The 14,456-nt window shown below is 46.0% G+C and carries 11 protein-coding genes; 1 reads left to right on the top strand and 10 read right to left on the bottom strand.

Translation table 11 applies throughout. The annotated features are described in order from the left end of the window. Positions 1-7: 7 nt before the first annotated feature. The 10 genes from murG to mraZ are packed head-to-tail and all read right to left on the bottom strand — an operon-like array spanning position 8 to position 11,028. On the bottom strand, positions 8-1,075 hold the full coding sequence (murG, locus tag BB427_RS11165; protein ID WP_069020758.1) for an undecaprenyldiphospho-muramoylpentapeptide beta-N-acetylglucosaminyltransferase: 1,068 nt from the start codon (positions 1,073-1,075) through the stop codon (positions 8-10). Then, complete coding sequence (gene ftsW / locus BB427_RS11160; protein WP_069020757.1) at positions 1,072-2,247, bottom strand: cell division protein FtsW; 1,176 nt, start codon at positions 2,245-2,247, stop codon at positions 1,072-1,074. Before ftsW ends, murG begins: the two co-directional genes overlap by 4 nt. Continuing rightward, entirely contained in the window at positions 2,244-3,566 is a 1,323-nt protein-coding gene (gene murD / locus BB427_RS11155; protein WP_069020755.1) for a UDP-N-acetylmuramoyl-L-alanine--D-glutamate ligase, read from the bottom strand. The genes ftsW and murD overlap by 4 nt, the downstream gene beginning before the upstream one ends. After that, entirely contained in the window at positions 3,566-4,648 is a 1,083-nt protein-coding gene (gene mraY / locus BB427_RS11150; RefSeq protein ID WP_010368649.1) for a phospho-N-acetylmuramoyl-pentapeptide-transferase, read from the bottom strand. The genes murD and mraY overlap by 1 nt, the downstream gene beginning before the upstream one ends. Beyond that, positions 4,642-6,036 (bottom strand): UDP-N-acetylmuramoyl-tripeptide--D-alanyl-D-alanine ligase, encoded by a 1,395-nt coding sequence (locus BB427_RS11145; protein ID WP_069020753.1) that lies wholly within the window; start codon positions 6,034-6,036, stop codon positions 4,642-4,644. The genes mraY and BB427_RS11145 overlap by 7 nt, the downstream gene beginning before the upstream one ends. Next, entirely contained in the window at positions 6,033-7,496 is a 1,464-nt protein-coding gene (locus BB427_RS11140; protein ID WP_069020751.1) for a UDP-N-acetylmuramoyl-L-alanyl-D-glutamate--2,6-diaminopimelate ligase, read from the bottom strand. The genes BB427_RS11145 and BB427_RS11140 overlap by 4 nt, the downstream gene beginning before the upstream one ends. Continuing rightward, the gene (locus tag BB427_RS11135) at positions 7,489-9,303 is read right to left on the bottom strand and encodes a peptidoglycan D,D-transpeptidase FtsI family protein (RefSeq protein ID WP_069020749.1); all 1,815 of its coding nucleotides are present in this window, start codon (positions 9,301-9,303) and stop codon (positions 7,489-7,491) included. Before BB427_RS11135 ends, BB427_RS11140 begins: the two co-directional genes overlap by 8 nt. Further along, the gene (gene ftsL / locus BB427_RS11130) at positions 9,300-9,623 is read right to left on the bottom strand and encodes a cell division protein FtsL (RefSeq protein ID WP_010368658.1); all 324 of its coding nucleotides are present in this window, start codon (positions 9,621-9,623) and stop codon (positions 9,300-9,302) included. Before ftsL ends, BB427_RS11135 begins: the two co-directional genes overlap by 4 nt. Beyond that, a complete protein-coding gene (rsmH, locus tag BB427_RS11125) occupies positions 9,623-10,555 on the bottom strand; it encodes a 16S rRNA (cytosine(1402)-N(4))-methyltransferase RsmH (protein ID WP_039494187.1) in 933 nt (310 codons plus the stop codon). The genes ftsL and rsmH overlap by 1 nt, the downstream gene beginning before the upstream one ends. 14 nt (positions 10,556-10,569) lie before the next feature. After that, positions 10,570-11,028 carry a division/cell wall cluster transcriptional repressor MraZ gene (mraZ, locus tag BB427_RS11120; RefSeq protein ID WP_010368661.1) on the bottom strand — a complete coding sequence of 153 codons (459 nt, stop codon included), beginning with the start codon at positions 11,026-11,028 and terminating at the stop codon, positions 10,570-10,572. A 429-nt stretch (positions 11,029-11,457) separates the two neighbouring features. Here mraZ and BB427_RS11115 point away from each other — a divergent pair, with 429 nt between their 5' ends. After that, positions 11,458-14,451, top strand: coding sequence for a bifunctional diguanylate cyclase/phosphodiesterase (locus BB427_RS11115; RefSeq protein WP_069020747.1), 2,994 nt, complete (start codon positions 11,458-11,460; stop codon positions 14,449-14,451). Positions 14,452-14,456 lie beyond the last annotated feature (5 nt).

Below are 14,456 nucleotides of genomic sequence, written 5' to 3'. Positions count from 1 at the left end.
TAATATCCTAGTTCGATAATTCTGTACAAATTTGGGCAACTTTCGCTGTTGCCTCCGACTTACCGCATTGTCTCGCTTTTGCTGCCATGGTCGCAATTTTTTGCGGCTCAATAACAAGTGGCTGCAGTGTAGTTGCTAGCATTTCTGGCGTCAGTGCAGTTTGCTGCAATATAAAAGCTGCCCCAGCCGACACTAAAAATTGCGCGTTAGCCGTCTGGTGATCGTCAACGGCATGTGGGAAAGGCACAAAAATCGCCGTTTTCCCAGCTGCGGCTATTTCACTCACGGTAAGCGCACCGGCACGGCAAATAACCAAGTCAGCCCAAGCGTATGCGGCATCCATATCATGAATGAACTCGCTGACCTCAGCATTAATGCCTGCACTTTCATATCGTTGTTGTGTATCGTCTTGGTTATGTTTACCGCTTTGATGACGAATATTTAATCCGATACTGGCCACCTGTTGCTGAAGTAACTTAAGTCCTTCTGGCACGGTTTCATTCAGTGCTTTTGCTCCCAATGAACCACCGACAATTAATAGATTTAACGGCACTGAAACCGGTTTATCGCTAATCTCAGCAACACTTGCACGTACCGGATTCCCCACAACCTGAGCGAGCTTTTCACTGAATGCGCCGGGAAAACCAGCCAGTACGCGACTTGCAATTTTCGCCAGCAACTTATTGCTCATACCCGCAACCGCATTTTGCTCATGGATCACCAAAGGGATCCCAAGCAGTTTCGCAGCAACACCTACCGGGCCAGTTACATAACCGCCCATGGCTAACACCACATCAGGTTTACGCTGTTGTAAAATACGCTTTGCTACAAGTACCGCTTTTAAAACCATAAATGGCGCGGTTAGTAATCGTTTGACTCCGTTACCACGTAAGCCTTTCATGGCAATGAAATCAATTTCAAAACCGTAACGCGGCACCACATCCGCTTCCATTCTGTCCGCAGTGCCAACCCAGCTCACTTGCCAAGCCTGCGCTTGTAAAAATTGTGCCACTGCAATACCTGGAAAAATATGTCCACCTGTACCGCCCGCGACCACTAGAAGACGTTTTGTCATCGTCTACCTCCACGGGATGTTGCCTGCCTTGTCGACATTTTTGTCTCAAAATCTATACGTTGTAGAATGCCCGCCGCAATTGTCATCACCCAAAGGCTAGAGCCACCGTAAGAAACAAATGGCAGTGTTAAACCTTTAGTGGGTAAAATGCCAGCGCTCGCACCAATATTAACGACTGCCTGAAAGGCAAACCAAATACCAATGCCCAAGGCAAAATACCCTTCGTATTCTTTGCCTGCTTTAAGGGCCTTTTGCCCGATAAAAAGCGCTCGAGTAACCAATATTCCGAGTACAATAATTATGCTAAATACACCAATAAAGCCCAGTTCTTCCGCTATTACAGCAAAAATAAAGTCATTATGTGCTTCCGGCAAATACTGTAGCTTTTGTATGCTATTGCCCAAGCCTTGACCAAACCAGCCACCTTGGCCGTATGCCATTAATGATTGTACCAATTGATAACCAGCGCCAAATGGATCTTCCCAAGGGTTTAAAAAGCCCACGACACGCTTCATACGATATGGCTCAATGATGATAAGCAGTACCACCAAAGAGACACCAGTAAGCATTAAGGTAAAAAACTGCCAAAGCCTTGCACCGGCTAAAAACAACAGGCCTACGGTCGTCACAAACATGACCACCACAGTACCTAAATCCGGCTGCATCAAAATTAAGAACGCATACACCGCAAACACAATCATTGGCTTAGCGAAACCTTTGATGTTTTCTTGTACTTCATCGCGTTTACGTACCAAGTAGCCGGCAATATAGCTGAAGAAAAATAGCTTAGATGCCTCCGCTACTTGCAAACCAAAAGGACCAAGCGGGATCCAGCGCCTTGCACCATTTACTTCGCGACCAATAATGAGTACCGCCACTAACAGTACCAAACCAAAAAGCAGCAAATATGGATTACTGCGTTTCCACCAAGTCATTGGCACACTCGTCGCAAACCAAAAGAGAATAAACGAGCCCACTAAAAAGATAACGTGGCGAATGGTAAAGTGAAAAGGGTTATCAAACAGTCGCTCGGCAACCGGCATAGAAGCACTTGTCACCATCACAAATCCCACTCCAATAAGCATGAGCATGCAGTACATCAAAGGTACGTCAAATAAGCTTTCGGACTGGCGAGGCGTTAGCGCCTCTTTGATATCAGCGACGTTAATCAAGCATGTTCCCCCACTAAACGGACGAACTCATCCCCACGCGCCATATAGTTTGGATACATATCTATGCTGGCACAGGCTGGTGCTAATAGCACAATATCACCATTGGTCGCTATCGTTTTTGCCGCCAACACGGCTTCTTCTAAATTGTTGACCTGATGGCTATTGCGCAGCAGTGGCATAAACTGTGCGCCGTCTTGTCCGAAACAAAATAGCACTTTGCAATGCGTAGTGAGTGGTGTCTTGAGCGGTGAAAGGTCTGCCCCTTTCGCATCACCACCCACAATCAAAATAATGTTTTTTCGGCCTGAAGCCAAAGAATCAATAGCGGCGACCGTCGAGCCAACATTCGTTGCCTTTGAATCGTTGAAGTAACGAACCCCTGCAACATCGGCAACTAACTGACAACGATGAGGTAACCCCGTGAAACTCGCAAACGCGCTGGCAAATGCCTGCATAGGTAATTGCATCGGCGCTAATAACGCTAATACCGCCAAGGCGTTAAATTGATTATGTCGCCCCACCATCGCCAACGTTTTTACCGCTAGCAGTGGTGTTTGTTTGTGTGCAAAATGCGGTTCACCGTCAAAGGTCATTAAGTGATAATCCCCCTCAGTGAGGGATACACTGCTGCCTTGCCCATGCTGCGCAAAGGTATAATGATCTTCAGCATTAAAGACAATATGTTCAACATGCTGGTAAATACGTTGCTTCGCTTCAATATAAGCTTGAAAATCAGGATAGCGATCCATGTGATCTTCAGTAATATTGAGGATCATTGCCGACAAACAAGCCAAGCTATGCGTGGTTTCAAGCTGAAAACTAGACAGCTCGAGCACATAAACATCATGCGGCTGCTCTAACAACGACAGCACAGACGTGCCAATATTGCCGCCAAGCCCAACTTTTAAGCCTGCGGCTTTCAATACTTCTGTCGCGAGCGTAACAACGGTGGACTTACCGTTAGAGCCCGTAACGGCAATTACAGGGCGGGTATTAAGGCGTGCAAATAGCTCGATATCGCCGATGACTTCAACGCCTTCGGCAATGGCTGCGGCAACGCTTTGTTCAAATAACGGGATCCCTGGGCTGATGATAATCAGATCCGTTTGCGCCAAAGCGGCATCAGCAAGATTGCCAAATACCGCTTCACATTCAGGTGCGTTGTGACTTAGCCAATCCGAGCCCGGAGGCACTGGACGACTATCAACCACTTTTGGATTAATACCGTGCGACAGCAGAAAACGCACAATCCCCTGTCCTGTGACTCCAAGTCCCAGTACCGTGACATGCTTTTTCTGTAATTGCTCAATATACGTCATTATCTAATCTTCAACGTCGCAAGACCGGCCAGAACCAAGATAATCGAGATGATCCAAAAACGGACTATCACGCGTGGCTCAGGCCATCCTTTTAATTCGTAATGATGGTGAATCGGGGCCATTCTAAAGATCCGCTGACCTCTGAGTTTGTAAGACCCTACCTGTAAAATCACGGATAATGCCTCCATCACAAATACACCACCCATAATGATCAGCACTAACTCTTGGCGTACTAAAATAGCGATGATCCCGAGTGCACCACCCAGCGCCAATGAACCAACATCGCCCATAAAGACTTGTGCCGGATAGGTGTTAAACCATAAGAAACCAAGACCTGCGCCAACAATCGCCGTACATACCACAACCAATTCACTTGTGAGTGGCAAATGAGGAATATGAAGGTAGCTTGAGAAATTAGCGTTACCAGTAACGTAAGCAATAATAGCGAGTGCTGAGGCAACCAAAATGGTCGGAACAATGGCAAGACCATCCAAGCCATCAGTCAGGTTAACTGCGTTTGACGTACCCACAATCACAAAGTAACTCATGACTAAATAGAACAAACCAAGTTGTGGTAATACATCTTTCAAAAATGGCACGACTAACGTGGTTTCCGCAGCGCTGGTGGACGTAAAGTACAAAAATGCCGCCGTAGAGATCGCAATAACCGACTGCCAGAAGTACTTCCAACGTGCAATTAGGCCTTTACTGTCTTTTCTGATCACCTTGCGGTAATCATCCACGAATCCAACAATACCTAAGCTACCAATGACAAATAACGTCACCCATACATATTTGTTGCTAAGGTCGCCCCACAGTAGCGTACTGGTAAAGATCGCAGCCAGAATTAACAGTCCACCCATAGTTGGCGTACCCGACTTGGACAAGTGCGATTCAGGACCATCATCACGTACGGTCTGACCAATCTGCATGCGCTGTAATGCAGCAATAAGTTTAGGGCCAAAATACAACGAAATCATTAAGGCCGTTAAAATGCCTAAAATCGCCCTCAGGGTAAGGTAAGAAAATACGTTAAACCCAGAATAATATTGGGTAAGATACTCGGCTAGCCAAACTAACATGATACTTCTCCTGTCTCGCTATCCGACTGGCCAGCGTTTACTAATTCTTCAACGAGCAGTTCCATCCGCGCACTACGTGATCCTTTAACGATAACGGTGCATTGTCCTGATTGCTCGGCCAATACAACCCGTAACGCCTTCATTAAATTCTCGCGAGTCGAGAAATGACGATTTGGCTTTTCAAATACATTGCTAGCGCTACTACTCAGCACCCCCAATGAAAACAATTCATCAATGCCTTGCTGCTTAGCGTACTCGCCGACTTCACGGTGATATTCGCGGGCATCTTCACCCAGTTCTGCCATATCGCCCAACGCCAATACTTTATAGCCAGACATAGACGCCAGTAAATCAATCGCCGCGTTGACAGATTTCACGTTTGCATTGTAGGTGTCATCGACGACACGCAGTGTGTCCGAGACTTGGATCATGTTGACACGGCCCTTTACTTCAGCCATTTGTTCAAGACCCGTTACCACCTCACTTAAGCTTGCGCCCAGTTCAGTTGTCAATGCTGCCGCAATCAACGCATTGCCAACGTTGTGCTGGCCACTAAGCGGTAAACTAATGGTGGTACGCTCTTCACCTTGGCATAGCGTGAAGGTCGGGCGAGCTAGCTCATCCAACTCAATTGCTTCCACCCAAATATCAAGCTGAGCATTTAAGCTATAACGTTTCACTTTAGAAACAGCTAAGCTTTCCTGCCACATCTGAGCATAATCACTATCCGCATTGATGACTGCGACACCGTCAGCTTTGAGGCCTGAGAAAATCTCACCTTTCGCTTTTCCTACGCCATCAATTGAACCAAACCCTTCGATATGGGCTGGTGCGACGTTACATACTGTCGCCACGTCTGGACTTACTAATGCAGTGGTATAAGCAATTTCACCCAAGTGGTTAGCGCCGAGTTCTATCACCGCATATTCATCATCTTCACTTAAGCGCAATAGCGTCAACGGTACCCCGATGTCGTTATTAAAATTACCTTTCGTCGCAAGGACTTTGCCTTTTTGCGCCAAAATCGCCGCACACATTTCTTTCACTGTGGTTTTACCGACACTGCCGGTAATTGCAATGGTTTTAGGGGCAACGGTTTCAATTACTGCTCGGCCAATTTGGCCTAAAGCAATGCGCGTATCTGCAACCACAAACTGTGGTAAATCGATATCTTCATCATGCTCAGAAACAATAGCTGCAATAGCACCTTGCGCTTTGGCCACATCCAAGAAGCGGTGGCCGTCAAAGTTAGGCCCTTTAAGTGCTAAAAATACCTCTCCAGACTGTATTGTTCTGGTATCAGTATTAATATTGGCGACTGCCAAATTCTCCCCGTCATAAGGGGTTTTTAAGACTGCTGCAAGCCAAGAAAAATCCATCTTGATCATGCCTTTTCCCCTCGTAAAATCGCTGCAACGCATTGCCTATCACAAAAATCAATGCGCTCAGTACCTATAATTTGATAATCCTCATGCCCTTTCCCCGCGATCAGCACCACGCTGTTTTCATCAGCTAGGCCTATCGCGTGTTGAATGGCTAGCCCTCTATCAGGCTGGCAGACAGCATACTCAGGGTGGATGAGTCCTGCCTTAACGTCATCAATGATTAAATTGGGATCTTCACTTCGTGGATTATCGCTGGTGATCACCAGTTTATCTGCATATTTCTCTGCTGCTCGCGCCATTTCAGGACGCTTACCTTTATCTCTATCACCACCGCAACCAAACACACAGATAAGATTACCTGGTACATGTGCTCGCAAGGCTTGTAGTGCAAGTGCCAAAGCGTCTGGGGTATGGGCATAATCAACAATACATGTAGGTTTTTCAGGGGCACTAAATGGCTGCATGCGGCCTGCAACTGGCGAGAGCTGGCTGCAAGCTTCGCTTAATGCTTCAAGACTTGCGCCTTGTAATAGTAAGGTCGCAATCGCAGCAGCTAAATTATAAAGATTAAACTCACCATACAGTGGCACACTGACTTCACATTCACCCCAGCTGGTTTTTAATGTCGCTGTTAAACCATTTGGGTGTGCCGACACGGCATCAAAGAATACATATTGTTGGTAGCTATGCGCTTCACTCCAGCGACCGTAAACAACCACGTTGTCGTCGTTGAATTCAGCGGCCCAACTTGCCCCCACTTCATCGTCAATATTGATGACTTTGTGATTTGGCGCACAGCGAGTGAATAGTAGTTTCTTGGCTTCTGCATAGCTTTGCATATCACCGTGATAATCTAAGTGATCGCGCGTCAAGTTGGTGAAAACAGCCACATCGAAGTCGCATTCGTCAACTCGACCTTGCACCAAGCCATGGGAAGATACCTCCATCGCGACTTGGTCATATTGTTGCTGTAAAAACGCCAAAATACGTTGTAAATCTACGTTTGACGGCGTGGTGTTTGCCAGCGGAATAAGGCTGTCTGGTTGACCATAACCAAGCGTACCTATCACAGCCCCCGCACTATCGGTTAGGCTCGCTAAATTGGCAATCATTGCTGTCGTGGTAGATTTACCATTGGTGCCAGTAACGCCTGTGAGTTTGAGCTTTTTACTCGGGTATGCATAAAACTGCGCTGCAATTGCTGCCAACTTATCAGCAAGATTATCGATAAAAATCGCTTGCTCTGGTGCAACATTAAGCTCGCTTCCCGTTTCTGCAAGCACACATTTAGCGCCTTGCGCAACGGCACTGGCGGCATATTTAGCACCGTCTTGGGCATGACCTTGCAGTGCAACAAAACAATCACCCGGCTCAATCGCTCGACTGTCTATGCGTAGATGCTCAACCTCAACAGCGGCAATATTGACACCATAATCACTGAGTACCTGAGCCAGATCACGCATCGTTATCTGCTCCAGAAATATAAGCCACACGCTCTTTATCAGGTGCTACGTTTAGAATTCTCAGTGCATTAGACATAATTTCAGCAAAAGCAGGCCCTGCGGTTTGACCGCCATAGTAAACATCTCCCGCTGGTTCATTGACCATCACCACAACCGCAAGCTTTGGGTCACTTACCGGTGCAACGCCCGCAAAGTAACCAACGTACTCATCACCATAGCCACCCGCAACCGCTTTTTCTGAAGTACCTGTTTTACCAGCGGCACGGTATCCATCAACTTTTACGTTGTGGGCAGTACCACCACGTTCAAATACTGACTCCATCATCTCTACCACGGCATGTGTATCTTGCTCGCTAAAAATACGCTTGCCTTCAGGAATTTCATCTTGCTTCACAATAGTGAGTGGTCGCAAGATACCGCCGGCTCCAAACATGGCGTAAAGTCTCGCCATTTGTGCAGTGCTTACAGATACTGCGTAACCATAAGAGAGTGTTGCAATTTCAAAGTTAGACCAACGGCGGTTTGGATAAAATAAGCCAGCGCTTTCACCAATCATGTTTGAGCCCGTTGGCTCACCAAAACCCACTTCTTGGTATAAATTGATAAAATACTCTTTTGGCAGCATTTGTGAGATCTTCGCAACCCCCATGTTACTGGAGATTTTAAGAATTTCTCTTAAGCTCAGCTCACCATTGTTGCGAGTATCTTTCACCAAGCCACCGCTTAAGTTCATCCAGCCCGGATAAGTATCTATCGTGTCTGTTGCCTTAACAGCACCATAATTTAAACCAGCCAATACCGCTAAAGGCTTTAAGGTTGAACCGGGTTCAAATAGGTCAGTCATAGCACGATTACGACGCTTATAAGGTGCAGCAGTACTTAGATCGTTAGGATTAAAGCTTGGGCTATTCACCAAAGCTAAAATCTCGCCAGTGTGTACATCAACAACTATCGCCGAACCAGAGGTAGCTTTATAGCTCAGTACCGCCGACTTTAACGCGCGATAGGCAATAGCCTGGATCCGTAAATCGATACTCAAGTAAACATCTTCTGGCTCAACACGCTGTTCTTCTGAAAGTACTTGTACTTCACGACCCTGCGCATCTTTACGAATGGTGCGTTTACCAGCCGTACCGGTTAATGCAGAGTCGAACATACGCTCAACGCCTTCTATACCTTTGCCATCAATATCGGTAACACCAATCATGTGCGCCGTTACTTCGCCGCTTGGGTAAAACCGTTTGGACTCGTCAAGCAAGTGCACGCCCGGCAGGCGCATTTGACGAATATAGTTGGCAACAACCGCCGTCACTTGACGCTTCAAATAGACAAAACGACGGCTTGGGTCTCCCCTAAGCCGTTCATCGACATTTTCTGGTTTAAGTCTGAGCACATCCGCAAGCTCTTTCCACCTGAGCTCATCATCGTACCAAGCTTGTTTCCGTATTTTCAGCTCAGCATCGTTTTGCTCCAACGCCTTATAATCTTCACCTTCTTTACGGGCTTTACGTAACACTTTTTTGGCAAGTGCCTTATCAATGGCAAGAGGATCTGCATAAACACTCACAACCGGCACACTCACAGCCAGCTCTTTGCCATTGCGGTCGAAAATCATGCCTCGTTGGACATTGAGTTTCTCAACCCGTACGGTGCGCTTATCGTTTTCTTCAATGGCCTTATCAGGCTCAATTACTTGCAAAAATGCAGCGCGTGCAACAAGCGTCATAAAAACGGTGAGCATTACGCCGCAAACTAGAGCAAAGCGCCAGGTGATAATAGATTGAGTTTTTTGCTTTTGTTTATTCATGGCAGCACAATCACCTGTTCATCTTTACTGGTTGGACGTTTCATCTCTAACTGCATCTTGGCTATCTCTTCAATCCTTGCATGCTGGGAGTAAAACTCTTCTTCCACAACGAGATATCTCCATTGTAAGTCTAACTCATCGCGCTGTTGCAATAGCTCATCCTGCTGTATCAATTGTTGGCGAGTTAAATGGGTAATTTGCACTACCGCGAGTGCAGAAATCAAAATCGTAAGTAGCAAGAATGCCGTCAACTTATTAGCAATAATGTAATAGCCTATTTCTACAAATAGATTCGGTTGACGTTGCTTACTTGCATTCATTAGAGCTTCTCCGCCACTCTTAATACTGAGCTTCGCGAGCGTGGATTTTGTGCAATCTCTGCATCGCTAGGCTTAATGGCTTTACCCACTGCCTTTAAGGTGAGATTTTGTTTAAGTTGTTCATCCGTTAAAGGCAGACCTCTGGGTATCGCCTCTCCCTTACTCTGCTTCTTGATAAACTGCTTTACAATGCGATCTTCTAGAGAATGAAACGAGATCACCACTAACCGACCACCAGGTTTTAATACCTCAAGTGACGCTTGCAATGCAGTCTGAATTTCTTCTAACTCGCTGTTAATATAAATACGAATGGCTTGGAAAGTACGAGTTGCAGGATGCTTGTGTTTGTCTTTGACAGGCACAGCTTCATCTATCAATTGCGCTAATTGCGCTGTGGTTGTAATCGCGGTGTGCTCACGTACTTCAATGACTTTACGAGCAATACGAGTGGCAAACTTTTCTTCGCCATACTTTTTGATCACGAATACCATTTCTTCAAGCTCTGCTTCTGCTAGCCACTGTGCAGCGCTGCGACCGGAATCAGGATCCATACGCATATCCAGTGGCCCGTCTTTCATAAAGCTAAAGCCACGGTCTGCATCATCGAGCTGAGGTGAAGACACACCAATGTCCAACAAGATGCCATCTACCTGACCTAAGATACCGGCTTGTTCCGCGACAGATTTAATTTGCGAGAAGCGGCTTCGCGCTATAGAGAAACGTGTATCATCGGCAAACTTTTCAGCCGCCTTAATCGCTTGAGGGTCTTGATCTATGGCTTGTAAACGCCCAGTCGACAATCTTTTGAGGATTTCACCTGAGTGCCCACCACGACCAAACGTCCCGTCGATATATATACCTTCAGGGTTAATTGCTAGGGCATCTAGGGTTTCGGTCATTAATACCGAAATATGCTTAAACTCTTCGCTCATTAATTTGTTTACCCCTACAAGGAAAAGTTTTCCAATTCAGGGCTTTCCTCAAAGTTTCCTGAGTGTTCAATTTCGGTATCTGCCTGCATTTGCTGATACCAGCGTTCTTCGTCCCAAATTTCAAATTTATTGAGTAACCCAACTAGCATGATCTTTTTGCCTAATTGCGCATGGGATCGCAATGAAGGCGCCAGTAAAATTCGGCCATTTTTGTCTAGTTGGTATTCTGTAGCATGACCTAGCAACATCCGCTGCCAACGTCTCACTCTGGGATTGGTATTAGAGATGCGACTTAGTTTGGTCTCAATTTCTAGCCATTCGGAGAGTGGGTAGAGCCACAAGCACGGTTCGTTGATCGCAATAGTACAAATAACAGTTCCCTGATCTTCGGACAGCAGCGGTTGACGGTACTTAGTCGGTACCGCAAAACGCCCTTTGTCATCCAAAGCTAGCGAACTTGCACCTCGAAACATGCGTGATCCTATTTCTAAGTTGGTTGATCCAGTTTGATCCACTAAAACCCACTTTTTACCACAGAAGAACAGTCTAGGGCTTGACAAGCACTTTTGTCAAGCTCAGTCGGTACCTTTAACGCCTTTGAAAGCCAGAAAAATCGCGGGATTTGTGGAAGATCATGAATTTTGTGGAAAAAAGTGGAGAGATGAAAAAATGCCATATTTTTTGGCCGGATAATCACGTCATACTTTCAAATTAGAAATTAAAAATTCCATTTGTTAACCCTTGCTTAAGGATGCTTTTGCAGCTGAATTATTTATGCAAATTAGCTTGGTTGTCCCTACTCGATTCGGTATCATTCGCGCTCTCTGATCAGCTCCATAGGTGGGATTATTCTGAAATCTTCAATACAGTTTCGATTTTATCGCTTACTCGTTCTACTGTGCTTGCCATGTCTGATCATTATTTTATTTCTATTATGTGAGCAACGTCAGCAGGCATTAACACAACAGTCACAACAGGCGCTGCATTACGCCAAACAAGTTGCGGCGATCCAGCAGGTAGAACTCGCAGATACAGAACAAGTGTTACAGCAACTGTCGACCCGTATTGATCACCTTACTGTAGAGCACGGTAAATGTCCGCCGCTGCTTTATCACGCGATGCTGCTCAGCCCCAACCTAGCTAACCTTGGCATAGTTGACGCACAAGGGAAGGTACTTTGTACTACGCATCAAGCAGATCAACGCGAGATCAATATCGCCGATCGTGGCTACTTTAAAACCGCAATGCGCACTGCCCAGTTTAGTATTGGTGAGTATCAAATTGACCGCAGCATGCAGCGTGCAACAGTCAACTTCGCGCTACCAATTTACGATGATCAGCAACAATTTTTATTTATGCTTGTTGCGGTGAAAGGCTTAACGCATTGGAGCCAGACCCTTGCAAAACTGCCTCTTCCTGTTGGTACTCGGGTAATGATTGCCGACGCTAAAGCGCAAATCATTGCGCAATATCCAGCAGCAAATACAGAGCTTGGTCGTGCTGTTAGCAGTTCTTGGCCAAGCAATTTAAGCACGCAGGCGACGCTACTAAACACCCCAGAAGGCAATCGCTTGGTGTATGTAAAGCAATCACTCAATAACAGCAACCGAGCGTTACAAATCTACTTTAGTTTCGATTTTGAGTCCCAGTTGAGTAGCATAGACAAGCGTTTTGCGCTCTTTTTAGGGATCTTCTTTGTGCTTGTATGCATTTTGTTTTGGCAAACCCATTGGCAATTAAAACAACAGCTTTTAAAACCGCTTAGTGCACTCAAGCATGCTATTGCAAAGCTTGAGTCGGGCAAGCAAGATCCCCGTTTTGATGCAACCAAAGTACCCAGTGAATTTGAGCATATCGCCGAACGTTTTGCTCATATGGCACAAACACGCCTAGCCGCTGAAGACAATGCAAATCATAGACTTGCAGTTGTAAAAGCCTTGATTAATGCACTCCCCGATAGCTATGTGCGCTTAGATCAACAGGCTCAGGTCTTATCTCGCTATGGTGATTATACCGATAAGGCACAAACGCTGAGAGAGTTGCTACCAGAACATATTTATAAGCGGATCCGAGCAGAACTGGCACTGCTAAACGATAAAACCTATGTGCAACTCGAGTTTTCTCCAACCAGCAATCAAGTAGTTGAATGTCGCCTGTGCGCCATTGAATCCCATCCTCAGGCGTTGCTGATTTTCCGAGATATTAGTCAACGTAAGCATCAAGAAGAGGCACTAAACCTTGCAGCATTGGTGTACAACAATAGTAGCGAGTGCATGATCATCACGGATGCTAATGGCTTTATCTTGGACGTCAACCTCGCCTTTACGCGTGTAACTGGTTACTCACGCTCAGAGGTGCTGGGTAAGTCCACTGCCATGTTAGGATCGGGTCAACACGACCGTAGCTTTTACGAATTAATGTGGCAGCAGCTTAACGAACACGGCCGTTGGCAAGGTGAGATTGTCAACCGTAAGAAAAATGGCGAGCTTTACACCGAATGGCTAACTATTGATAGCGTTTATGATAGCAACCGTGAGATTTATCGCCGTGTCGCGATCTTCACCGATATTACCGAAGTTAAGCGTAAAGATGCGCTGATCTGGAAACAAGCACATTTTGATGAATTAACCGATCTTCACAACCGCGTAGGACTTAAAAAGCACTTAAAAAAGCAGGTTGCCAGCGGACAACAGCAAACCGCCGTGTTGTTACTCGATCTCGACAATTTCAAAGATATTAACGACACTTTAGGCCATTATTACGGTGACTTACTCTTAAAGTTAGTCGCGCAACGTTTGAAGGGTATGGCTCCGCACGCGTTTTTATCTCGCATTGGAGGTGATGAGTTTGTCTTTGTGTTGGAAGATGACGAACACAAAACAACATGCAAAGCATTGGCCTCCCAGATCCAATCAGCACTTAAACAACCGTTTGAGATCAAAGATGAGCAGTGCCATATCACGGCAAGTATGGGGATTGCCACCGCACCAACAGATGGTAATGGCGCAGAAGCCCTATTAAAGGCCGCCGATCAAGCAATGTATCGAGCAAAGCAACAAGGTCGCAATGGCTACGTGATTTTTGATGACACCTTACGCAAAGTCGCGGAATCTAGAATGCAAATGCTCAAAGGTATTCGTACTGCACTGCATAACAATCAATTTGAAATGCACTACCAGCCAATCGTGTCACTTGACGATAATCGCGTCGCCAAAGCCGAGGCCTTGATCCGCTGGCGACACCCAGAGCAAGGCATGGTGAGTCCAGCAGAGTTTATTCCGTTAGCCGAAGAAACTCAGCTCATTCACCATATTGGAGATTTAGCCTTTGCGCAGTCTGTTGACACGTTGACGCAACTACAGCACTTAGGCCATACAACACAAATTAGCATCAATGTGTCACCGGTCCAATTTGCCGCTAAAAATTGCACCTTAGCAAGCTGGAGTGACAAACTCACGACGCTTGCGATCCCCCCTGAACACGTGGTTTTAGAAGTTACGGAGGGAATGATGATGCACAATGATAGCCGCACAAAACAACGAGTTGAACGCTTAAAGCAGCAAGGTTTTCAATTTGCGTTAGATGACTTTGGCACGGGTTACTCATCACTTGCGTATCTAAAGCAATTAGATTGTCACTTTGTGAAAATTGATAAGCGCTTCGTCGATGGCATCGCAACCAATGCAGACGATTTAACCCTGTGTGAAACCATTATTTTGATGGCTCATCGCCTAGGCTTAAAAGTCATCGCTGAAGGCGTTGAGACCGCGACTCAGCATCAGCTATTAAAACAGGCTGGATGTGATTTTGGTCAGGGTTATTACTATTCAAAACCGCTACCACAACGCGAGTTTCTAACCTTAATGACAGAAAAAAGCCACATTGCTGTGGCTTAACTGAA

The organism is Pseudoalteromonas sp. BMB, assembly GCF_001709235.1.
Lineage (GTDB): Bacteria > Pseudomonadota > Gammaproteobacteria > Enterobacterales > Alteromonadaceae > Pseudoalteromonas > Pseudoalteromonas maricaloris.
Note: the sequence above shows the minus strand (reverse complement) of the source record. Positions and strands in the feature narration are given on the sequence as shown.

Bases quoted from the DNA above. Each gene is read 5' to 3' on its own strand.
- murG (WP_069020758.1), bottom strand. From the start codon at position 1,075: ATGACAAAACGTCTTCTAGTGGTCGCGGGCGGTACAGGTGGACATATT.
- murD (WP_069020755.1), bottom strand. From the start codon at position 3,566: ATGACGTATATTGAGCAATTACAGAAAAAGCATGTCACGGTACTGGGA.
- mraY (WP_010368649.1), bottom strand. From the start codon at position 4,648: ATGTTAGTTTGGCTAGCCGAGTATCTTACCCAATATTATTCTGGGTTT.
- BB427_RS11145 (WP_069020753.1), bottom strand. From the start codon at position 6,036: ATGATCAAGATGGATTTTTCTTGGCTTGCAGCAGTCTTAAAAACCCCT.
- BB427_RS11140 (WP_069020751.1), bottom strand. From the start codon at position 7,496: ATGCGTGATCTGGCTCAGGTACTCAGTGATTATGGTGTCAATATTGCC.
- BB427_RS11135 (WP_069020749.1), bottom strand. From the start codon at position 9,303: ATGAATAAACAAAAGCAAAAAACTCAATCTATTATCACCTGGCGCTTT.
- ftsL (WP_010368658.1), bottom strand. From the start codon at position 9,623: ATGAATGCAAGTAAGCAACGTCAACCGAATCTATTTGTAGAAATAGGC.
- rsmH (WP_039494187.1), bottom strand. From the start codon at position 10,555: ATGAGCGAAGAGTTTAAGCATATTTCGGTATTAATGACCGAAACCCTA.
- mraZ (WP_010368661.1), bottom strand. From the start codon at position 11,028: ATGTTTCGAGGTGCAAGTTCGCTAGCTTTGGATGACAAAGGGCGTTTT.